Genomic DNA, 20,644 nt, shown 5'->3' on the forward strand with positions numbered 1-20,644 from the left:
GCTTCCCGTGGAAAACGTCATCAGCACCATCCGCCACCCCCTCCGCGATGCTGAGGTGCGGGAGAAGTTCACCTCCATCCTCGCGGAGATCCTCGTCCTCAACGCCGAGGACATCAAACCCGCGAGCCGGCTCGTGTCGGACCTCGATGCGGACTCCATCGCCTTCTTGGAGCTGACGTACCGGCTGCGCCAGGACTTCGGCTTGGACATCCCGGATGCCAAGGCGGACGAGGAGACGCTCCGCATGCCGCTGCTGGAGGGACTGGAGCGGCTCGAGAAGCAGCTCGGCGGCACCACCCTGTTCGAGTTCATGAAGGAGGAGTCGGTCCGCCCGGGAGGTGATGACCCGGAGGTGCGCCAGCGCATGCTCCGCATGTTCCACGACACCATGAAGGAGCCGGACTTCGCTCACCAGCTCCGGACGGCCGTCGGCGATGCACGCGAGGATGTGAACGCCAGCCGGGCGGTGGGGCATCTGGTGCTGGAGCTCCGGCGAACACCCGAGCTGGCAGCGGCACTCCGGGACGTGCTCGCGAAGGACCCGGACCTCGCCAGCCAGGTCGCGGTGCTCGAATCCGAGGCGGTGCAGGAGTCCCTGCAGGGAAGCCCGTTGCCCTCCAGAGATCTCTTCAGTCTCTGGCGTGAGGTGGGCGGCTCGTCGCGAGCCCGGGAACGGATGGCCTACATCCGGGTCAAGCAGCTCGCCGCTCTCATGTCCACGGAGGTCCCCAAGGGCTACCAGCCGGATGCAGCCGTCACCAGTCTGCAGCTTCGCGACCTCTTCAGCTTCATCACCGTGGACACCTATGTCCGCTACATCCTCTTCCTGTCGGCCCGGCAGGCCCTGCGGAATGCGGTCGGCGCGAAGGAGCCACCCGTGGAGCCGCGAGAGCCCGCGACCAGGGTGCAGCCGGATGCCTGAACGGCGGTTCCACACGGCCACCGTCGTGGCCTCCACACGCGCCGTGGAGCAATGGTGGCGCGAGGCGGACGGGCCACACGGCCCCTTGCTCCGCTGGTTCACACCCGCGGAGCTGACTGCCCTGGCCTCGCGCCGCAACCCCGTGAGCGCCGTGGCCGCCCGGCTCGCCGGCAAGGCCGCCGTCCGTAAGGTGCTGGCGCGGGCCGGGCTCGAGACTCGGTTGTTGCCCTCACTGGTGGACATCCAGCTCTCGCGGGACGGTGATGGGCGGCCTGTGGCGGACGTGCCCGCCGCCGTCGCCCTCTGGCTGTGCCGGTCGCAGCTGGGGCTGGACGTCTCGCTCTCGCACGACGAGCGCCAGGTGCTCGCCAGCGCAGTGGTGGCACCATGAGCCCCCAGCGGCTCGTCTGGCTCGCGGTGTCCTCGCTGCGCTACCGGTGGCTACGCAGCCTGCTCGCCGTGGCCACCGTCTCCGCCGCGGTGGCGACCATCCTCGTCACCCGGGAGCTTACCGTCCGTCCCACCGAGCGCGCCGCGGGGCTGTTCGCCCAATTCGAGAGCCGCTACCTGCTCGTCTACGACAGCTATACGACCAGCTTCGAGAGCCGCGAGCTGGATGCCCACCAGGAGGCACTGGCCACCCTCGGTGTCACGGGACGTCATGACTTCCTGCTCACGGCCTTCATCGACGAGCGGGACCCGGTGCCCCTCGTGCTCTGCAGCTTCCCGCAGCCCGCTCCGCCGGAGATGGCCGAGCTCTACATGCTGCGCGAGGGCCGCGCGCCCAGGCCCGGAGAGCGCACCGCGATGGTCGAGCGGAACCTGGCGGACCGCAGGGGGCTGACTCCTGGCAGCGCCCTGCCCCTGTTCCGAGGCAGCCCGCCGTTCACGGTCGTGGGGCTCTTCGAGCGCCGGCCCGAGGTGGTGACGGCGGACGTCTACGTGCCTCTCTCGGTGTTGCAGGAGGAGCAGGGACGGGAAGGAGAGCTGAGTTTCTCCCTACTGGAGCTGAAGGCAGGCCTTCGGGCGCCGGAGCACGAGCAACGTGTCGCGGCGGTGCTGCCGGAGTGGCATGTCTCCAGTCTGAGTACCGCTCGCGCCCGCGCCGATGCGGCCTCCGCCCCACTCCGGCTCATCGCGCGGACACTCACCGTGCTGGTGGGTACGCTGAGCGCGCTCATCGCACTGCTCACGCTCTGGGGCATGGTGAGCGAGCGGTCCGCGGAGTTCGCCGTGATGCGCACCCTGGGCTTCTCCAGGCTGGCCATCGCTGGCGAAGTGCTGTGCGAGGGAGCCCTCCTCGGAGTGCTTGGAGCCATGAACGGAGGCTTCGTGGGACAGCTCATCCTGCTGACGATCGTCCCCGCCGCCCACCCCGGGCTGGGAGGATGGCTGCCCCCGGTGGAGCTGACCCTGGCCATGGTGGCCGGAGTCGTCACGGCGATGCTGGGCGCGCTGGGCCCCGGACTGCGCGCGGGGTCGGTCCCTCCCGCCCAGCTCATGAGGCCCTAGGGAGGACACATGGAGACCCGGGCATCCGAGCCACTCGTGGAGGTGCGCGGACTGACGGTGCGCTACGCGCCGGGCCAGCCGCCTATCCTGGAAGGACTCGACCTGACCCTGCGCCGCGGAGAGACCGTCGCGCTCATGGGGCCGAGTGGAAGCGGCAAGAGCACACTCCTGGTCCACCTCGTGGGGCTCAGGCCCCCGGAGGGCGGCGAAGTCCACATTCAGGGCCGCGCGCTCTCCACCCTGCGCCCCCGAGAGCTGGAGCAGCTGCGAGCCATGACCATTGGCTTCGTCTTCCAGCGCGCGGCCCTCCTCCCCTTCCTCACGGTCCAGGAGAACCTGCTGCTGGCGCTCGAACCCCTTCCCGAGGAAGCACGAGGGACCTCGCGGGCCCGGCTCGAACTGCTGCTCGAGGCCATGCAACTCGGGCCGCTCGCCCATCGCAGGGCGGATGTTCTCTCCGTCGGCGAGGCCCAGCGAGTCGCCGTGGCCCGAGCACTCATCAAGCAGCCGCCGCTCGTCATCGCAGATGAGCCAACCGGGGCACTCGATGCCGCCAACGCGGCCGTCGTCGGGGAGCTGCTCCTGGCACCGGAGGAGAACCGCAGCAGAGCGGTGCTGGTGGCCACGCACGATGAGCGGGTCGCGGCTCGCTGCGATCGCGTCCTCAAGCTCCAGGAGGGAAGGTGCTGCTGAAGCGTGTCCCCGCCGCAAGCGCGCTGCTCGCCGTCCTCCCGGTCCTCCTCCTGGCACTCGTGGGGTGCGAGGCGGACAAGCCTTGGCCCACGGACCGCAAGAACCTCGAGACGGAGCTCATCACCCGGACCCTCGCGCTCCGGGAGAAGCTCCCCGTCATCGGTCTGGAGGGCCGGGTGACGGTGGAAGCCACGGGGGAACGGAAGCTGGAGGGGCATTGGAAGCTCATCGCAGTGCGCGGCAAGGTGGTCGAGCTCACCCTCTCCTCGCCCTTGTTCAACGAGACCGTGGCGCGGCTGACCGCCACCCCCGAGACGCTTCGGCTCTGGCTCAAACCGCCTGGCAAGCGTGACGCGCGTGTCTACTTGGGCCCCCGGAGCAACTTCGAAGTAGCCCTGAGCCCTCCTCCGTGGGCACGGGATTTCGTCCGAGAACTCACCGCGTGGCTCGATGCATGGCTGATGGTCCCAGTTCCTTCCCAGCCCTCGCTCCATCTCACCGGGGCACAAGCGATGGACGACGCACTGATTCTCGAGCTCCAGCGCGAGTTGGGGACCGCGCAGCTCCGGCTCCGACGACGAGATGGCTTCCCCCTGCTGCTGGAGACCCGGCCCGCCGCGGATTCCTCTCTCGGATGCCTCTCCCTCCGCATCTCCCCGGAGCGTCCCCATCTCTCCCGGTCATCGGCGCTGCTCCCCCGCGAGCTCCAAGGCGAGGTGCGCTCCTGCTGCACTGGCACCGTGGAGCTGGCCCTGCGTCTCCGGGTGAACCGGGTCTGGACGGAGGTGGACCCGATTCCTTCGCTCGAGCAGGAAGGCCCCAAGCCCCGTGCGCTCGCCGAGCTGAGCCAACATGAATGGTTCCGCCGGGCAGGTCCCATCGCCAGTGCTCAGCGGGCACGGCTGGCCTGCCCCACCGTCGGCGGAGCCACGGCACACCCGGAGAGGCAGGAGATCACCGGCCAAGACCGGCGAAAGTGAAGCGCCATCGCGGAGGGCCGCGGCCTCCCACTGGGAGTGAGACCCGAACCCCATGGCCAGGCACTCTCCACATGGCAGGATGACGGGATGCCCATCGAGCACCTGACGCCCAGTGACCTGAAGGCCCGTACGGCCCGAGCCGTTGCCGCGGCAACGAGCGCGGGCCGTGCGCTCGGACTCGACGTTGCCGACCCGAAGGTCTTGCATGACGTGTTCTCCGTCGTCGTGCACCTCGCGCCCTCCCCCGTGGTGGTCCGAGTCCCCGTAGCGCTGCCGCCCGGGCTCAATGGGGCACCGCAGACTGCGCGCCAGGCGCGCGAATTGGCCGCGGTCGCATGGCTGGCCGACCGGGGGCTCCCCGTTGTTCGCCCAAGTCCCCTCGTCCCCCGCGAGCCCGTACAGCGGGACGGCTTCTCGATGACGTTCTGGGAGTTCGTGGAGGTCGATACCTCGCGCCAGCCAGATTTCATTGCCGACGCGGCGCTCGCGGCCGACCTGCATGCGGCGCTGCGCGACTACCCGGGCCAGCTCTCGTTCCTCTCACCTGTCACGGAGAGCGTGCCCTCGTGCCTCGCGCTCCTGGAAGAGAACCCCGGGCCCCTGGCTCCCGCCGACCTCGAGCGGGTTCGAGGCGAGTGGACTGTCCTTCAGCCCGTGCTCTCCTCGCGTGAGGGCTTCGCCAAGGCGTTCCCGAACGTCAGCGTCCAGCCGATCCACGGTGACGCCCCGTCGTACAACATCATCCGCACGACCTCCGGAGTGCGCTACGCGGACTTCGAGGACGTGAACCTCGGCCCGGTGGAGTGGGATCTCTCGTTCCTCGGTCCGGAAGGCGCCGCCGTCTACAACGCGGCGGCAGCGCGGGCAGGCGTGCGGCCTCTCGACCCGGCTGTCCTGCGCGTCATGGACGCCGCGGGGATGATTCGGATGGTCGCCAGCTATGCGCTCGTGCCCCAACTGCCGATGTTGGCCGAGTGGCTCGCGTCCTCGCTCGAGCGCTGGCGGACGATGCCGTTCGCGGGTGGGCTGAGCTGAGAGGCCCTGCGCCGTCTGGCCAGAGACCTGCTCGAGCCCCGCCCAGCACGTACACAGGCGGGCAACCAGCCCACCCCCGTCCTACAGAAAACGGATTCCCGGCCACCCCACCTTGGTGGTAGGCACCCGCCCTGTTTCCGCAGGGGGCTTCATGGACACCAGTGACGCGTTGCAACTCCGCATCCGAGCCGCCACCGACAAGGATGTGCTGCTCGGTATGTTCTTCGACAGCTCGATGGAGAACCTCCAGCGGCAGCTCGGCCCCACGGAAGCCGAGAACGTGCGCAGGGATGTCTTCGGCTCCCGCAGCATCGTGAGCTTCTTCCGTTACCCCGTGGCCGACCTCCTCCGGATGGCCGACCTCGGCGTGAAGCGCACCAAGACCACCTCGCGCGGCTACCACGACTCCATCGCCGAGTTCGGCCGCGCCGCCGTGAACTACTTCTTCGACTCCCAGGCCGGCAAGATGATGTCCTTCCTGTCCGGCGATGAGCCTCACCGCCTCATGGCCAGCTCCCCCTCCGCCTACAAGGCCGTCACCGCTTTCGGCGAGCGAGCGTACGAGCGGGTGGGCCCCCGCTCCGGCCGCCTCATCTGCCACGGCGAGCTGCTCGGCCCTGCGTGGATGCAGGGCGTCGTGGAGCAGGCCCTCCTGAAGGCCGCCAAGGTGAACGCGCGCGTGCGCATGGAGGTGAAGAACCCCTCCGGCACCGACTTCATCACCCACGTGGAGTGGTAGGAGAACCCCCATGGAAGCGAGCAGCATCCCGCGCATCAAGATTTGCTGCATCTCCAGCGTCGAAGAGGCTCACGCCGCCATCCGAGCTGGAGCCTCCGCACTGGGACTCGTCTCGTCGATGCCCAGCGGCCCCGGCGTCATCTCCGAGCCGCTCATCGCGGAGATCGCCGCCACCGTCCCGCCTCCTATCGGCACCTTCCTGCTCACGTGCAGCCAGGACGCTCGGGACATCATCGCCCAGCAGCGCCGCTGCCGGACCAACACCGTGCAGATCTGCGATCGGCTCACCGCGGGTAGCTACGCGGACCTGCGGGGCGCCATGCCCGGCGTGTCGCTCGTCCAGGTCATTCACGTCACCGGCGAGGAGTCCCTCGAAGAGGCCCTGAGCGTAGCGTCCCACGTGGATGCGCTGCTGCTCGACTCGGGCAATCAGTCCCTTGCCGTGAAGGAGCTGGGCGGCACCGGGCGCGTTCATGACTGGGCCATCAGCCGACACATCCGCGAGCAGGTGCGCGTGCCCGTGTTCCTCGCTGGGGGTCTGCGCCCGGAGAACGTGGGCGAGGCGATTCGCCAGGTGGGTCCCTTCGGGCTCGACCTGTGCAGCAGTGTGCGGACGGATGGCAGGTTGGATACGGAGAAGCTCGCGCGGTTCTTCACGCAGCTGCGCTCCTGAGGCCCGCGGGGGACGCTCCGGCGCAACCCGGGGCTGCCGGTACCCTCACCCCGTCCCTCTCCCGGTGGGCGAGGGGATATTGGGGAGAGTGGGACCTCGGGGGCCTTGGCGCCTCGTCCTCTTCCTCCACACCGTCGCTGTGTAGTCCGCCACCGCTGCCAGCGCCGTTACTCCCACCGCCACCACCAACGGCCTCACCAACACCGGCGCCACCAGCACCGCCAGCAACGCCCCCAACTGCAGCGTCGTCACCACCTTGCCCAGCATCCGCGCCTGGAACTTCACCAGCCGGAAGCTCGGCACGATGCGCGCCACCAAGAACCCCAGCGCCGTCGCCACGTCGCGCACCACCAGGATGCCGAACTCCACTGGCGTTAGCTTTCCCTCCACCACGAAGGTCACCAGCGCCACCATCACGAAGGCCCGATCCGCGAGCGGATCAATGAGCGCTCCCCAATACGACTCCAGGTGTCGGTGACGCGCGATCCACCCGTCCAGGAAGTCCGTCAGCGCCGCCGCCAGCACCAACCCCACCCGGGCCAGCGAGTCCTCCATCAACACGAAGAACACCGCCAGCGGCAGGCGGCACAACGACAGCGCGTTGAGGAGCACGAGGCTCGTTCGGCGGCGCATACCTCCGGAAGGTAGGAATGCCTCCCGCCCCTTGCATTCCGTACGGCGAGGCCCCGCTCGCTCACCCGCTCCCCGCCAGGCATCCAACCCCTGCCTTCTGTCAGCTGGGTTCCAACCCCGACTGCTCCTCGTCGGACTCCTCTGCGGGCTTCGCCTCAGGCGCCGGGCCATACAGGGATCTCGCGCCGATCAGGCGAAGCAGCGCCATCCCTAGGGGCAGTACGAAGAATAGCAACGCCCAAAACTTCCCGTCCGCGGCAGCAAACACAAGAGCCGTGGCCGCCAGCCAGGGCAGAGCCGGCAGCGCCATCGCCAGCAGCATGAGGTAGTGCAGCCAGCGCCTGCGCAACACCGGCTCGGTGTCCGCCAGGAAGGCCGGCACGAACGAGGTGAGGGACACCACCAGGAACCAGCTCAAAGCCGTGGTGATGTCGTCGGACCCGCCACCGGTTCCCAGGCCCGAGGTAGCCAAGGCGAGCGCGGGCAACGCTTCCAGGCCCCCCGCGAGCACCACCATCCAGCCCTTCGGCCCACCGCGCGAGGAGCCCTCCTGGGGTGCGCCTCCGCTTCCGGCGGCCCGCGCCTGGGCGAACAGCTCCGGAGGCACCTCCAGCGCGTACGGGAAGCCAAGCTCCACCAGTTGCAGCACCGCCACATGGCCCACCTTGCGGCCACCGGTGCCCGTGTACTCGCGGACCTCCTCGTCCTCCAGGATGCCGTGCAACAGGTCCGCCCGCTCGCGAGCCGCCTCCCCAGGCCCCAACGGCAGCTCGAGCCCGCGCAGGAGAGCATCCACCTCGGCCCGCGCCACACCTGGAGCGCGCACCTGCTCCAGCAGCCAGCGCGCGGACGGAGGCGGCTCCAGGCTCACGGGCTCGGGGACGACCTCGCCGGAGGCCTCAGGTGTACGAACGGGGGCGCGCGAACGTTCCACGGTGCGCCTCAGCCTGGACCATCTGGGCCTTCGGGGGAAGAGGCCCTCAGTCTTCGCGTGAATACCCGGGAACCTGCCGCGCGCACCGTTGTCCAAGGGCTCCGAGAGACGAACCCCACCTGTTCTGGAGGCAGTACATGAGGCGGAGCCCCTTCGCCGTCACGGGAGTCGTGTGCGCGCTGGCCGTTGGAAGCTGGACGCTCGGAGGATGCCAGCGTGCCAGGTCCGAGGAGGACCCGACGCGCGGGCTGCAGCGACTCGTGGTCCAGACGCCGGAGGAGCTCTCCGCACCGGCCCAGAAACAGGAGAACGCCAAGGGGGAAGAGGCCGCCATTGGCAAGAAGGATGCCCCCGCGCCCCCGCTCCCGGCCGCGCAGCTCTTCGGCTCGGGCAGCGGAGGAACCGCCCAGGGACTCGGAGGGCTCGGTATCAAGGGCAGTGGCGGAGGTGGCGGGGGCGGTGACGTCATCGGCATCGGCTCCATCGGCACCCGGGGCCGGGGTGGAGGCTACGGGCAGGGCGTCGGCATGGGCGCCGGGGCTTCCCTCAACGGCAGGGCCAGCGTGCGTCCCCCCACCGCCAGCGTCCCCGCCGAGCCGCCCTCGGAAGGCAACACCGAGCAGTACCGCGACCACGGGGTGAATCCCTTCGTCACCACCGCCGAGGACCGGCTGTCCACCTTCGCCATCGACGTGGACACCGCCTCCTATACGCTCGCGCGCCGCAAGCTCCTCGAGGGCACACCGCCGCCCCGCGAGGCCGTGCGCGTGGAGGAGTTCCTCAACTACTTCCGCTACTCGTACCCCGAGCCCGAGGGCTCCCCGCTCGCCGTGCACCTGGATGCCGCGCCCTCGCCCCTCACTCCTGGCCGCCACCTGCTGCGCGTGGGTGTCCAGGGCAAGCGCCTCAGCGTCTCCGAGCGCAAGTCCGCCCACCTCACCTTCCTGGTGGACGTCTCCGGCTCCATGCAGTCTCCCGACAAGCTGCCGCTCGCCAAGCGCTCCCTGCGCATGCTCGTGGACAACCTGCGCGATGGCGACACCGTGGCGCTCGTCACCTACGCGGGCGGCGTGAAGCTCGCGCTGCCTCCCACCGGCCTGGAGCACAAGGCCCTCATCCATGCCGCCATCGAGGACCTCACCGCCGGCGGCTCCACCGCCATGGCCTCCGGCATCCAGCTCGCCTACCAGCAGGCCATGAAGCAGCTCGATGGCACTTCCATCTCGCGCGTCATCATCCTCTCCGATGGCGATGCCAACGTGGGCCCCTCTTCCCATGAGGAAATCCTGAAGCTCATCCGCGGCCACGTGAAGGAGGGCATCACCGTCACCACCGTGGGCTTCGGCATGGGCAACTACAAAGACACGGTCATGGAGCAGTTCGCCGACCAGGGCAATGGCAACCACTACTACGTGGACTCGCTCCTCCAGGCGCGTCGCATCTTCCAGGAGCAGCTCGGCGGCACCTTGGAGGTCATCGCCCAGGACGTGAAGCTCCAGGTGGAGTTCGACCCCGCCCAGGTGGCGCGCTACCGGCTGGTGGGCTACGAGAACCGCGACATCGCCGACCGCGACTTCCGCAATGACAAGGTGGACGCGGGAGAGATTGGCTCCGGCCACACCGTCACCGCGCTCTACGAGCTGGAGCTGAAGCCCGGCGCGGGCGAGGGCCTCGCCACCGTGCGTCTGCGAGCCAAGCGGCCCCGCGGTGAGACGGCCTCGGAGCGCTCGTTCCGCTTCCCCGCCACGGCGCTCGCGGCCTCCTTCCCCGAGGCCTCCGCGGACCTGCGCTTCGCCACCGCCGTCATGGGCGCCGCCGAGCTGCTCCGCCGCAGCCCCCACGCCGAGCGCTGGAGCTTCGAGCAGGTGCTGAAGATCGCCCGCGGTGCCACCCCCGCCGGCAATGCCGAGCGCGAGGAGTTCGTGTCGCTGCTGGAGCGCGCCCGCGCTCTGATGAGCAGCGTGGCCCTGCGAGACAGCACCTCCGCGGAGGGCCGTCCGGCTCCGACGCGAGGCCACTGAGCTCGCGTCCGTCGCGCGCCGCACACAGCCCTGCCCCGAGGGGCTGGAGCAAGAGCCGTCACGCCTCAAGCTGCCCCCGGGCCTGCACCCCGAGGGCAACGCGCCTTCCCGAAGTGAGCGCGGCATCGCCCCACGCGCGCAGAGTTTCGCGGACGAATCGGGGTTCTCTGGCACCTGTCCTTTGGCATCCCTGGTGCACCCCCCTCGTGGAGAAACGGGGGAAGCATGAAGCAAGGTGTGCGCTGGGGCGTTAGGGGTGTCACCGGGTGGGCGGCACTGGTGCTGCTCGCCGGGTGTGGCGATGAGGCCCCCTCGAGCGAAGTGGATTGTCAGAAATCCTCGGGACTGGAGATGCAGGAACTGGCCGTTGCGCCCACGGACGACGGCTATGTGGAAGAGGGGCTGGAGCAGGCGGGCTCCGGCGTGGAGCGCAAGCTGGTGGCGGACAACCTCTCCCGACGCTCGGCCTACCTGCGCTTCAACGTGCCCGCCCTGCCGGGCCCTGTGATGCAGGCCTCGCTGCGCCTCTTCGCGCTGGATGGCAGCACCGACGGCCCCAAGCTCTACCCAACCACCACGGACTTGAATGAGAACACCCTCACGTGGAGCCAGCGGCCCTCGATAACGGGAGAGCCGCTGGGAGACCTGGGCGAGGTGCCCCACCGAAGCTGGGTGGAGTACGACGTGACCCCCGTGGTGACGGGCTCCGGCGCGTATGGCTTCGCCCTCATCAACGAGTCCCGTAACGGTGTGGACTTCGCATCAAAGGAGCACTCGCGTGTCCTCTGGCGACCAGGGCTCGTCCTGTCAGTGGAGGCGCCGCGCTCCCATGGTTGTTTACAGCCCGACCCTGGTTAGAGTGGGGCGCCTATGCCCATCCTCGCTCTCGTCCGACACGGACAGTCCCTGTGGAACCATGAGAACCGCTTCACTGGCTTCGTGGACGTGCCCCTGACGGAGAAGGGCCGCTCCGAGGCCCGGCAGGCCGCCAAGGCCCTGGGGCACCTCAAGTTCGACGTGGCCTATACCTCGGCCCTCACCCGCGCTCAGGAGACGCTGGCCATCATCCTCGAGACGCTCGGCCAGCGCATCCCCGTCATCCGCGACGCCTCCCTCAACGAGCGCCACTACGGCGACCTCCAGGGCCTCAACAAGGAGGACGCCGCCAAGCGCTGGGGCGATGACCAGGTGAAGAAGTGGCGCCGCTCCTATGACGTCCCGCCCCCCAATGGCGAGTCGCTGGAGATGACGGCCAAGCGCGTGCTGCCCTTCTACGACCGCGCCATCGCCGGCGACCTGCGCCAGGGAAAGAACGTGCTCGTGGTCGCCCACGGCAACTCCAACCGCTCCCTGGTGATGAAGCTCGACAAGCTCACCGGCGAGCAGGTCGTCGGCGTGGAGCTCGCCACCGGCGTGCCGCTCGTCTACGAGATGAGCACCGAGTGCGAGGTCCTCAGCAAGCGCACCCACGAGTAGGGCAACGCCCGGAAAAACTTCGGGGAGGAGCCGCCCCCAAGCAGCTCCTCCCCGCTGTACTGCCCCCGTAACAACCCCAGGCACTGCACCCGAAGAAGCCCTACCCTTACCCTTCGTACTGCTCCCCAACCCCAACCCCACCCCTACCCGCCGCCCTCGACCGACCCGCCCGTCCTGCCCCACCCGCCCGTCCTGCCCCACCCGCCCTGCCCTACTCACCTCACGCAGGGAGATAGAGCATCTCGCGTGCCAGCGCGGTTTCTGGGGTCGGGACTCGTGATTTCAACGGGTTGGGGTTCCACGGGGGCATGAGGGAGTCCCGAAATCGGTAGGAGTTACAGCAGACGGGTACAACCCTGGGACCTCGATACCCTCACCCCGACCCTCTCCCGGAGGGAGAGGAAGGGTTGGCTCAGAGGGGTTGGTACAGGAGGGTTGGTAGAGAGGGGGCTTCACCACAGCAGCGCTAGCAACCCGGCCAGGCCCACGATGAGGAAGTAGAGCGACTCGCCGGCGATGAGCCCTCCACCCACCAGCGAGGTGGTGCTCATGTCCTCGGGCAGCGCCTCGCCCTCCCCCGGTGAGCCCGCCGTGTGCGGCGCAGGCTTCTTCGTCAGCGTGTTCCACAGCGAGGACACCACGCCGCCCGCGCCGAACCACAGCGCCGACTGCAGGCTCACGAAGCCGCCGAAGGACGAAGCATACGGGCTCGACAGCAGCACCGAGTCCATCGTCCAGCCCACCACGTAGCCCGCGCGAGAGCCCTTCAGGAACGCCTGGTAGCGCGCATTGCGCTTGAGCAGCTTGCGCGCCACCTCGATGGTGAAGCCAATCGACAGGCCGAGCAGCAACGCCTTCACCGTGTGGTCCGACATCGAGCCCAGGCTGCGAATGGCGCCCACGAACTTGTACGTCATCGCCGAGCTCCACTGGCCCACCTGCATCTCCGGGTTGTCGAGCTGGTTGATGGCCAGCACCGGATACGCGCTCATGAAGACCCGCGCCAATCCCACACACAGCACCGCCCCCATCACGATGCCAATCACCTGATAGCGGAACTGGATGGTGCGGTCGGTGCCCAGGCGCCAGCCGGTGGAGCGGTCCTGCTGCATGTCACAGCCCACCGAGGTGGAGATGAGCAGGATGCTCGCGGCCATTACGCCCACCAGCGGGTTCTTCAGCCCCAGCAGCGACATCAACAGCACCGAGATGACGAAGGCACTGGAGATGGGATTCTGGTCGGTGATGCCATAGGCGATGCCGTTGATGAGCACGAAGAGCAGCGACAGCCCGATTCCGAAGAGGATGAAGCCCAGGGGCTGCTCCAGCAGTTGCGTGGCCACCACCACCACCGCCACCGCCCAGAAGCCCACCCAGCCGAACAGCTTGGGCAAGCTCACCTGCTTCCACGCGGGCACCTCGTCGGCCGGGGCCTGCGCCCGGTTGCGCACCCGGTCCACCGCCTGCACCGCCAGCAAGGACAGGTCCACCACCGCCGCGCCGCAAATCATTGCCAGGCCGATGAGGAAGCCAATCTTGCGGAATGGCTCGTTCTCCCCCAGCCAGCCGATGCTGCGCAGGTAAGGGGTAAAGGCATAGCCGATGAGGCCGCCCATGATGGCCGGCACGGTGATGCGGCTGCCCACCACCATGCCCGCGCCGACCGTGGACGCGCTCACGCCGAACGAGCCCAGCGCCACCACGCGCTCGGTGAGCCCCGCCACCACCGCCCCCAGGCCCATGCCACCGCCCAGCTTGGCGATGGAGGCTTTCAGCAACCGCTTGTCGGTGAGCGCCCGCAGGATGTTCGCCACCGCATACCCCGACGGGTAGTCGAGCTGCAGCCGGTCCACCAGCAACGGCGTGTAGAGCATTCCCACGCCCACGCCGAACATGCCCACGCAGCCCACGAAGAGCATCAGGTGCCACGCCGGAGGCTGCGGCATGCCCAGCCACACCATGGCCTGGATGAGCACGGACATGGCGCACATGGAGGCCACCGAGGCGGCCATCGTCTGCATGTAGTTGGCGCCGTGCTTGCCCTCGGGGCCGTAGCCGTAGGTGACGGCACTGCCGAGGATGCCGGCCAGCACCTGCCCGCCCACGAAGAAGCCCAGGCTGAAGTTCATGTACGAGGCAGCAATGCCTCCCAGCGGCCCCAGCACGAAGATGGCCACCGCGCTCAGCAGCAGGTGGAACTTCCACGAGCCCGGCGTGGGCAGCCAGCCGAAGCGCGGGGCACTGCCCTCTGGGGAGGAAACGGAGTGGAGCGAAGCTGGAGGCGGAGCAGAGGGCGGAGGCGGGGAGAGGGGGTGAGCCATGGATGGCGTAGGGTACCGGCCCCCGAGGGTCCCTCCAACCCCGACCCTCCCGAGGAGAAGGCCCTATCAATCCCCAGACTCGCCGCAACATCCTGCTCGCACTCGTATTCCTGGCTGGCTGCGCCGCGTCACGGGTGCAGTGGGTGCCCCCCGCCCTCGCGCAGTCGGACACGGGCATCCAGCTGTGGGGCCGTGTTTCCGCGGAGGGAAGATTCAGATGCGAGTGAAGGACCAGCTCACCGCTCGACCGTCCTCGTAGGGCATGACGCCGTGGAAGGCCCTCGGGTCTCCGTCAAACACCAACGGGAGGAAGTGCCGGTCCCCGTCCCACAACGGCAGGCTCATGATGTCCTTCACCGGCACCCACGAGAGCGTTCCCTCCACGTTGCGCTCGTGCGGCGTGCCCTCGAAGCGATCGATTCGGAAGATGAAGCCCAGCCAGTCCTCCCCCTTCGGGCCGAAGCCCGGCCAGCTGATGGTGCCTCGCAGCGTCAGCTCCGTGCACTCGATTCCCGCCTCCTCGCGGATCTCCCGGCGCATGCAGGAGACCACGTCCTCGTCCGGGTGCATCTTCCCACCGAGCCCGTTGTACTTGCCGAGGTGCGCGTCGTCCTGACGCGCGTTGCGGTGGATGAGCAGCACCTTCGTCCCGTCCGGAGACATGACGTAGCCGAGCGTGCCAATGATGGGCGTGTAGCGCATGACAGGGCTCTTATCCCTCGCCCGCCGCTCCGCAAGAAGTCAGGAGGTAGGCCCCCGCCTTCCGACCTGAAGGGCACACCTGGGGAACCCGGGAGGCGTGGCACCCTCACCCCGTCCCTCTCCCGGAGGGCGAGGGGATATTGGGCGAAGTGGAGGCTCGGCTCAGTCCCGGTAGCCTCGGGCCTGCAGGTTGAACAGGTGCGCGTACCGCCCGTTGCGCGCCATCAGATCTGTGTGGCTCCCCAACTCCTCCACCTCCCCGTTGTGCAGCACTGCAATGCGGTCCGCCATCCGCACCGTCGAGAACCGGTGGGAGATGACAAGCGCGATCCGGTCCGCCGCCAGCTCCTGGAAGCGCTCGAACAGCGCGTGCTCCGACTCCGCGTCGATGCTCGCCGTCGGCTCGTCCAGGATGAGCACCTCCGCGTCCTCCCTCATGAACGCCCTCGCCACCCCCAGCTTCTGCCACTGCCCTCCGCTCAGCTCCTGCCCCTTCTCGAACCAGCCTCCCAACATCGTGTCGTACTGGTTGGGCAGCGCTGAAATCACCGCGCTCGCGCCTCCCTGCTCCGCCGCCCGCACAATGCGGTTGCGGTCCTCCAGCGCCGCCACGTGCCCCAACCCGATGTTCTCCGCCACGCTGAACTGGTAGCGCACGAAGTCCTGGAACACCGCTCCGAACCTCGAGCGCAAGTCCTCCGGCTCCATGTCCTTCAGGTTCACGCCCCCGTAGAGGATGTCCCCCTCCGTCGGCTCGTACAGACGCAGCAGCAGCTTCACCAGCGTGCTCTTCCCCGCCCCGTTCTCCCCCACCAGCGCCAGCTTCTCCCCCGGCTCCAGCTTCAACGACAGGTTGCGCAGCGCCCACTCCTGCTTCCCCGGATAGCGGAACGACACGTTGCGCAGCTCGATGGCGTTGCCCCGCCCCTTCGGCGCCGTGCGCGCCGGCAACACCCTCGGCGCCTCCTGCCCCGTTGGTATCTCCAGGTACGCGAAGAGGTTGCTCATGAAGAGCGCCCCCTCGTACATGCTCCCCACGCTCGAGAGAATCCCCTGGAACGCCGCCTGCCCCTGCCGGAACACGCTCAGGTACAGCACCATGTCTCCCACGGAGATCTCCCCCTGCGCCGCCCGGTTCGCCACGAACACGTAGCACCCGTAGAACGCCCCCAGCGACAACAGCCCCAACCCCAGGCCCCACCCCATCCGCTTGAGCGCCAACGCCCGGTCTTCCTGGAAGAACTTCTGGAACAGCGTCCGGTAGCGCCCTAGCACCAGCGAGCCCAGCGCGAACACCTTCACCTCCTTCACGTGGTTGTCTCGCGTGAGGATCCACTCCAGGTAGTTCAGCTTGCGTCCCTCGGGCGCGCGCCACGAGTACAGCCGGAAGCCCTCCGCCGCCAGCCGCGCCTCCGCGATGAACGCCGGGATGCTCGCCGCCACCAGCACCACCACGCTCCACGGCGACAGCGCCACCAACAGCACCGCGTACGTCGACAGCGTTACCATGTTGCGCACGATGGCGAACGCATCCATCACCAGCGCCAGCGGCCGGCTGTTCGCCTCGCGCCGCGCGTTCTGCATCTTGTCGTACGTGTCCGAGTCCTCGAAGTGCCGCAGCTCCAACTGCAGCGCCTTCTGGAGGATCCGCTCGTTGAGCAGGTTGCCCAGGCTGGCCCGCAGCAGCTCCCGCGTCAGCGCCAGCGCCCGGTCCAGCGTCACCGAGCCCACCATCAACCCGAACTCCAGCACCACCAGCCGCACCACCTGCTCGCGCGCCGCCGGCCCCCCGCCAGAGGACGCCGCCACCACCCCGTCCACGATGAGCTTTCCCACCCAGGCGATGGCCGCTGGCACCAGCGCCGCCACCAGCGTCAGCGCCCCGAGCACCACCGCGCCCCAGGGGCTCGCCTCCCAGAAGAGCCGGAAGGTGCCCGGCAACTGCCGGAAGAGGCTGCCCGCGTTCTTCAGCCGGGCCTTGAGGGATTGGGGGGGACGCGCCGTGACATGCGGAGGAGACACGCCCTCTCTCTAACCCGGCGCCCCCACGTGTGCCGCATCTCCCGTGCCGCCACATGCGCCTGGCCTCCGGACTCCGGCTCCGTGTTCCCCTCCCAGTTTCCGCCCGCCAGGATGCTCTCCGACCAGCCTCTCGGGGTTATGATGGCCCCATCCCTCGCCTGGAGACCCCCTTCGATGAAGCGCTTCGTCATCGTCTTCGACAACGAGCCGGCCGAATCCGCCCCCTGGATGGCCCGCGCCTGCGCCACGTCCCAGCTCACCTTCGTGGACAACGAGGCCATCACGGACGCCGTCTCCGATAATAAGGAGGCCCAGAAGCTGCTCCTCAAGGGCGACCTTCCCCCGGGGGAGAACCCCAAGCTCGCCCCCTACTACAAGGACGCGCTCGACAAGCTCGCCGCCGGCAAGCAGCGCATCGGCGTCTACAGCGTGAGCTGGTTGCTCTACCTCGGCCAGGCTGATGGGTGCGTGCTCGACTTCGCCGGCCTCGAGGAGCAGCGCAAGAAGGGGCTCGCCTCCGGCGTCGCCCAGAAGACCGCCGACGAGTACGTGGCCAAGTACTCCGCCCACCTGCAGGAGCGCGCGCGCAAGGTGCTCCCCGCCGACCGCATCCTCATCGTGCCCGCCAACGAGAGCGATGCGAAGAAGGCCGAGCTCGCCGCCGCCTTCATCAAGAAGCTCGGGTAGGTGCTTCCGAACGGGGTGGAGGGGCAGACCCTCCCCCCGGTGCACCTTCGCCTTCTGGGCGGGCTCGACGCTTAGACGCCACGTGTCTTGAGCCGCTTCAGCTCGGTTCGCAGCTTCGCCAGGCGTTGCTCCGCCATTTCCCGGAGCCGCGCCTCTTCGTCTACGCGCCGCCGCAAGCGCTTCGCCTCCTTCGTCAACCATGCAATGCGCTCGTCCGACTCCAACAGTGGCGTGCGCCCTGCCCAGAAGCGCAGCCGTCCCTCCTCGACCTGCAACTCCAGCCCCAGCTGTTCCGAGTGGTAGCGGCCTCGCACGAGGGGAATACCCGCATACTTCCTCGCCCCGGTTCCCGGCAGCCGGTACGCCACCAGCCGCTCCTTCTTCCGGTCGTAGATGAAGTATTCGGGAATGCCGAGCCGGGCGTAGCGCCGCACGTTGTACTCGGCGTCCTTCTTGCGATCGCCGCCCACGTGGACCTCCATCACCCAGTCCAGCCCCTTGCCCTCGGCACTCACCACCCACTTGTCCCGTTCGTGCCGCTCCACGTCTCGCACCGCCAGCAGGTCCGGCGCGAAACGCCGCTCGCCCGGGTAGTACACGGGCAGTTCCGCCCCCAGGTACACCTTGTGCCGCCGGTGGCGGCCGAAGTGGCCCCTCAACACATCCAGAGCGCCCAATTTCGCCAGGAAGTGCCGGTCTCCTTCCGGCAGCGCCATCTCCTCCCATGTCACCTCCCCGGGCAGTGAGGCCACCACCTGCTCCCGCTCTTCCACGCTCATCGCCTCCCACTCCTGTTGGGAGGGTGCGTGGGGGATGGCCTCTGCGTTGCCCCGCCGATCGCGCTCCATGTCTCGAAGCGTGAGGCGGGAGACCTCCAAGGTCAACCTGTCGCCGCTATCCCCGTCCCCCTCGAGACGAGGCACAGCAAGTCGTGGGCCGGTTGCACATCGGGGCCTCTGGCCCCTTCGAGACCTCTTACAGAAGAGCCTCTCCTGGCACCCGTCAGACATCCGCGCCACGGGATGCCGCCTCCCGAGCGGGACCCGTGCCGCGGGCGCTCCCACGCACCGTCCGCTCGGCACGGCGGACTTTGTCCACTCGGCCTACTCCTTGCTGAGAAGTAGCGTGGGGGCAATTGACCGCCGAGGTCACCCGTCGCACGCTTATGCGCATGGGACGGCACACGGACGAGCGTGGAGACGCCTTCCCCCGGGCGCCCACGCAAGAGGAGTGGGAGGCGATGGGGCAGGAGGAGCGGGACCGGGTGGTGGACTCACTGCCCGGGGAGGTGACGTGGGACGAGATGGCCATGCCGGAGGGCGACCGGCATTTCCAGGGCAAGGTCCAGGCCATGGATGCACTGCGCGGCTATTTCAAACGCCAGGAGCGCAAGGTGTACCTGGGCGCCGAGCTGCCCATCTACTACCCGGGCGAGCGGCGCTTCGCGCCGGATCTGCTCGCCGTGCTGGATGCCGAGCCGTACCCGCGCCAGAAGTGGGTGGTGAGTGCCGAGGGCAAGGGGCTGGATTGGGTGATGGAGGTGCACGTGGGCGGCGATCGCAAGAAGGACGCCGAGTACAACGTGCAGCGCTACGCCCGGCTCGGCATTCCCGAGTACTTCATCTACGACCGGGCCCGGCAGCGATTGGAGGCGTACCGGCTGGCTTCACCCGAAGCTCACACCTACGTGCCCATGGAGCAGCGCCAGGGGCGTTATGTCTCGCGGGTGCTGGGACTGGAGCTGCAGGTGGAGGGAGATCGGCTGCGCTTCTGGACGGGCACCGCGCTGCTGATGGAGTCGGACGAGCTCATCGCCCGGCTGGAGGAGTTGCTGCATGGGGTGCAGCACCGCGCCGAAGAGGACTCCCGCCAACTGCAGGATGAGGTGCACCGACGCGAGCAGGAGACCCGGCTTCGCCTGGAGGCGGAGAAACACCTGGTAGAGGAGACCCGGCGCCGTGAGGAGGCGGAGCGGCGCTTGAAGGAGTTGCAGGCCGAGCTGGAGCGGCTCGAGCAACGCAGGGACTAAAACAGAGAAGCCGCCTGGGCCCAGGCAATCCCTGGACCTCGGCGGCTTCTAGTCGCGGCAGTGTTGCCTAGCGGCCCGCGATCTTCCAACCCACCTCGAGCCACGCCATCGGCGCCGCGTAGTCGAGCCGGTAGTGGCTGCGCCACTCGTAGGAACCACCCAGCGAGACGCGCACCTTGGACACGTCCATCGCCAGGCCCAGTCCGGCCCTGCCTCCAACCGCCATGGGGCTGGGCCCGTAGAGCAGCGGGCCACCCGTCGCGAAGACATGCAGGCCGAAGCTCTCCGTCCGGGCGATGACCGGATAGGCCAGCCGCACGTCAGCATGCACCAGGCCAATGGCGGAGGCGAACCGCGGCGAGCCGAGCGCCGTGAGGCCCACTCCCGCCCTCAGCCCGTGCAGCAGGTGCACCGAGCCGTGCACGCTCAGGCCACCCAGCGGCAGCGGTCCCGAGCTTCCCACATCGGCCTCACCATGCACTCCGGCGTACAGCTCGAACGAGTCCGCCAGCGAGAGCGCCGGGGGAGTCTCCTCCACCGCGGGAGGGGGCGGGGCGGGCGGCGGAGCAGCCTCCACCACCGGAGCCACGGGCGCCGGAGCCTCGGCCTGCTCGGGCTTGGGCTTGTTGCGCTCCGGGCACTCCACCCGCATCTTCTCGAAGAGCCCGTCCAGCTCCGCCGTGGGCTTGTCGGCGAGGGGCAGGCTCGCCAGCTCCTCCTGCTTGAACGCGCGGCAGAAGGCGTCCTCCGCCTGAGGAGTCTGCCCGAGGGCCTGGTGCAGCATGCCCTCCATCAGCGAGACCCACAGCTGCTCGTCCGTCCCCAGGTCCTGTGTACACCCGGGCTCGGCGAGCCCGGCAAGCGCCGCCTCGTACTTGAGCGTGGAGGAGAGACGCGCCACCTTGCGGATGCAGGTGTTCTTCGTCTTCTCCGGGAGGATGATCTTCACGCGAGGCGCGGCCACAGCCGGAACCGCGAGAAGGGTCATCAGGGGCAGAACGGCCAGCGGCAAACTCTTCATGGGTGATTGTACTCGTAGCAAGGCGCTCCTCCTTCGCGCGAGGAGCCCACGCGCACCTTACACCCACCTGCCTCTACTCTCCGCATGGGGGCCCCCCGCCTCCCACCTCCCGGACCGCTCAGGCCTCGGGACGTGGGTAGTTTCAGGACACCATATCGAGAGGGGACGGCCGCGTCATCCCCCCGGGCAAACCCTCACCCCTCCCCCTCTCACAGTGGGAGAGGAGGTTGACGCGGGGTCAACC

General features: G+C 68.7%; 20 protein-coding genes. 13 read left to right on the forward strand and 7 right to left on the reverse strand.

What is annotated here, in order from left to right; translation table 11 throughout:
* Positions 1–7: 7 nt before the first annotated feature.
* From OV287_RS49590 to OV287_RS49625, 8 genes are all read left to right on the forward strand, one after another.
* Positions 8–922: a phosphopantetheine-binding protein gene (locus OV287_RS49590; protein WP_267541093.1), complete on the forward strand. Its 915-nt coding sequence runs from the start codon at positions 8–10 to the stop codon at positions 920–922.
* Positions 915–1,313: a holo-ACP synthase gene (locus OV287_RS49595; protein ID WP_267541094.1), complete on the forward strand. Its 399-nt coding sequence runs from the start codon at positions 915–917 to the stop codon at positions 1,311–1,313. The genes OV287_RS49590 and OV287_RS49595 overlap by 8 nt, the downstream gene beginning before the upstream one ends.
* Entirely contained in the window at positions 1,310–2,434 is a 1,125-nt protein-coding gene (locus OV287_RS49600; RefSeq protein WP_267541095.1) for an ABC transporter permease, read from the forward strand. Before OV287_RS49595 ends, OV287_RS49600 begins: the two co-directional genes overlap by 4 nt.
* Positions 2,435–2,443: 9 nt before the next feature.
* The gene (locus tag OV287_RS49605; protein ID WP_267541096.1) at positions 2,444–3,127 is read left to right on the forward strand and encodes an ABC transporter ATP-binding protein; all 684 of its coding nucleotides are present in this window, start codon (positions 2,444–2,446) and stop codon (positions 3,125–3,127) included.
* Entirely contained in the window at positions 3,118–4,107 is a 990-nt protein-coding gene (locus OV287_RS49610; RefSeq protein WP_267541097.1) for a hypothetical protein, read from the forward strand. The genes OV287_RS49605 and OV287_RS49610 overlap by 10 nt, the downstream gene beginning before the upstream one ends.
* An 87-nt stretch (positions 4,108–4,194) precedes the next feature.
* A complete protein-coding gene (locus OV287_RS49615) occupies positions 4,195–5,142 on the forward strand; it encodes a phosphotransferase (protein WP_267541098.1) in 948 nt (315 codons plus the stop codon).
* A 151-nt stretch (positions 5,143–5,293) separates the two neighbouring features.
* On the forward strand, positions 5,294–5,881 hold the full coding sequence (locus tag OV287_RS49620; RefSeq protein WP_267541099.1) for a TIGR02265 family protein: 588 nt from the start codon (positions 5,294–5,296) through the stop codon (positions 5,879–5,881).
* Positions 5,882–5,891: 10 nt separating this feature from the next.
* Positions 5,892–6,554, forward strand: coding sequence for a phosphoribosylanthranilate isomerase (locus OV287_RS49625; RefSeq protein ID WP_267541100.1), 663 nt, complete (start codon positions 5,892–5,894; stop codon positions 6,552–6,554).
* A gap of 45 nt (positions 6,555–6,599) precedes the next feature.
* Here the strand turns inward: OV287_RS49625 and OV287_RS49630 are convergent, their stop codons facing one another.
* Together OV287_RS49630 and OV287_RS49635 are read right to left on the reverse strand one after the other, a co-directional pair.
* Positions 6,600–7,187 carry a CDP-alcohol phosphatidyltransferase family protein gene (locus OV287_RS49630; protein ID WP_267541101.1) on the reverse strand — a complete coding sequence of 196 codons (588 nt, stop codon included), beginning with the start codon at positions 7,185–7,187 and terminating at the stop codon, positions 6,600–6,602.
* 100 nt (positions 7,188–7,287) lie between these two features.
* A complete protein-coding gene (locus OV287_RS49635; RefSeq protein ID WP_267541102.1) occupies positions 7,288–8,121 on the reverse strand; it encodes a hypothetical protein in 834 nt (277 codons plus the stop codon).
* Between the two features lie 137 nt (positions 8,122–8,258).
* On the opposite strand from OV287_RS49635, the gene OV287_RS49640 reads away from it, so the two are divergent.
* From OV287_RS49640 to OV287_RS49650, 3 genes are all read left to right on the forward strand, one after another.
* The gene (locus OV287_RS49640) at positions 8,259–10,142 is read left to right on the forward strand and encodes a vWA domain-containing protein (RefSeq protein WP_267541103.1); all 1,884 of its coding nucleotides are present in this window, start codon (positions 8,259–8,261) and stop codon (positions 10,140–10,142) included.
* Positions 10,143–10,367: 225 nt separating this feature from the next.
* Positions 10,368–11,000: a CBM96 family carbohydrate-binding protein gene (locus OV287_RS49645; protein WP_267541104.1), complete on the forward strand. Its 633-nt coding sequence runs from the start codon at positions 10,368–10,370 to the stop codon at positions 10,998–11,000.
* A gap of 12 nt (positions 11,001–11,012) precedes the next feature.
* Positions 11,013–11,618 (forward strand): 2,3-bisphosphoglycerate-dependent phosphoglycerate mutase, encoded by a 606-nt coding sequence (locus OV287_RS49650; RefSeq protein WP_267541105.1) that lies wholly within the window; start codon positions 11,013–11,015, stop codon positions 11,616–11,618.
* A gap of 452 nt (positions 11,619–12,070) precedes the next feature.
* Here OV287_RS49650 and OV287_RS49655 read toward each other — a convergent pair whose 3' ends face one another.
* From OV287_RS49655 to OV287_RS49665, 3 genes are all read right to left on the reverse strand, one after another.
* A complete protein-coding gene (locus tag OV287_RS49655; protein WP_267541106.1) occupies positions 12,071–13,939 on the reverse strand; it encodes an OPT/YSL family transporter in 1,869 nt (622 codons plus the stop codon).
* Positions 13,940–14,152: 213 nt separating this feature from the next.
* Positions 14,153–14,641, reverse strand: coding sequence for an NUDIX hydrolase (locus OV287_RS49660; protein ID WP_267541107.1), 489 nt, complete (start codon positions 14,639–14,641; stop codon positions 14,153–14,155).
* A 162-nt stretch (positions 14,642–14,803) separates the two neighbouring features.
* Entirely contained in the window at positions 14,804–16,663 is a 1,860-nt protein-coding gene (locus tag OV287_RS49665) for an ABC transporter ATP-binding protein (protein WP_267541108.1), read from the reverse strand.
* A 174-nt stretch (positions 16,664–16,837) separates the two neighbouring features.
* Between OV287_RS49665 and OV287_RS49670 the strand changes: the two genes are divergently transcribed.
* Entirely contained in the window at positions 16,838–17,350 is a 513-nt protein-coding gene (locus OV287_RS49670) for a hypothetical protein (protein WP_267541109.1), read from the forward strand.
* A gap of 71 nt (positions 17,351–17,421) precedes the next feature.
* Here OV287_RS49670 and OV287_RS49675 read toward each other — a convergent pair whose 3' ends face one another.
* The gene (locus OV287_RS49675) at positions 17,422–18,198 is read right to left on the reverse strand and encodes a Uma2 family endonuclease (protein WP_373371883.1); all 777 of its coding nucleotides are present in this window, start codon (positions 18,196–18,198) and stop codon (positions 17,422–17,424) included.
* 323 nt (positions 18,199–18,521) lie between these two features.
* Here OV287_RS49675 and OV287_RS49680 point away from each other — a divergent pair, with 323 nt between their 5' ends.
* Positions 18,522–19,379 carry a Uma2 family endonuclease gene (locus tag OV287_RS49680; protein ID WP_267541111.1) on the forward strand — a complete coding sequence of 286 codons (858 nt, stop codon included), beginning with the start codon at positions 18,522–18,524 and terminating at the stop codon, positions 19,377–19,379.
* A gap of 67 nt (positions 19,380–19,446) precedes the next feature.
* Here OV287_RS49680 and OV287_RS49685 read toward each other — a convergent pair whose 3' ends face one another.
* Positions 19,447–20,400, reverse strand: a complete 954-nt coding sequence (locus tag OV287_RS49685) for a hypothetical protein (protein WP_267541112.1) — start codon at positions 20,398–20,400, stop codon at positions 19,447–19,449.
* Between the last annotated feature and the right edge of the window lie 244 nt (positions 20,401–20,644).

This window comes from Archangium lansingense (assembly GCF_026626635.1).
Lineage (GTDB): Bacteria > Myxococcota > Myxococcia > Myxococcales > Myxococcaceae > Archangium > Archangium lansingense.

Bases quoted from the DNA above. Each gene is read 5' to 3' on its own strand.
- OV287_RS49645 (WP_267541104.1), top strand. From the start codon at position 10,368: ATGAAGCAAGGTGTGCGCTGGGGCGTTAGGGGTGTCACCGGGTGGGCG.
- OV287_RS49650 (WP_267541105.1), top strand. From the start codon at position 11,013: ATGCCCATCCTCGCTCTCGTCCGACACGGACAGTCCCTGTGGAACCAT.
- OV287_RS49655 (WP_267541106.1), bottom strand. From the start codon at position 13,939: ATGGCTCACCCCCTCTCCCCGCCTCCGCCCTCTGCTCCGCCTCCAGCT.
- OV287_RS49595 (WP_267541094.1), top strand. From the start codon at position 915: ATGCCTGAACGGCGGTTCCACACGGCCACCGTCGTGGCCTCCACACGC.
- OV287_RS49630 (WP_267541101.1), bottom strand. From the start codon at position 7,187: ATGCGCCGCCGAACGAGCCTCGTGCTCCTCAACGCGCTGTCGTTGTGC.
- OV287_RS49615 (WP_267541098.1), top strand. From the start codon at position 4,195: ATGCCCATCGAGCACCTGACGCCCAGTGACCTGAAGGCCCGTACGGCC.
- OV287_RS49600 (WP_267541095.1), top strand. From the start codon at position 1,310: ATGAGCCCCCAGCGGCTCGTCTGGCTCGCGGTGTCCTCGCTGCGCTAC.
- OV287_RS49675 (WP_373371883.1), bottom strand. From the start codon at position 18,198: ATGGAGCGCGATCGGCGGGGCAACGCAGAGGCCATCCCCCACGCACCC.
- OV287_RS49670 (WP_267541109.1), top strand. From the start codon at position 16,838: ATGAAGCGCTTCGTCATCGTCTTCGACAACGAGCCGGCCGAATCCGCC.
- OV287_RS49660 (WP_267541107.1), bottom strand. From the start codon at position 14,641: ATGCGCTACACGCCCATCATTGGCACGCTCGGCTACGTCATGTCTCCG.
- OV287_RS49625 (WP_267541100.1), top strand. From the start codon at position 5,892: ATGGAAGCGAGCAGCATCCCGCGCATCAAGATTTGCTGCATCTCCAGC.
- OV287_RS49680 (WP_267541111.1), top strand. From the start codon at position 18,522: ATGGGACGGCACACGGACGAGCGTGGAGACGCCTTCCCCCGGGCGCCC.
- OV287_RS49640 (WP_267541103.1), top strand. From the start codon at position 8,259: ATGAGGCGGAGCCCCTTCGCCGTCACGGGAGTCGTGTGCGCGCTGGCC.
- OV287_RS49620 (WP_267541099.1), top strand. From the start codon at position 5,294: ATGGACACCAGTGACGCGTTGCAACTCCGCATCCGAGCCGCCACCGAC.
- OV287_RS49605 (WP_267541096.1), top strand. From the start codon at position 2,444: ATGGAGACCCGGGCATCCGAGCCACTCGTGGAGGTGCGCGGACTGACG.
- OV287_RS49685 (WP_267541112.1), bottom strand. From the start codon at position 20,400: ATGAAGAGTTTGCCGCTGGCCGTTCTGCCCCTGATGACCCTTCTCGCG.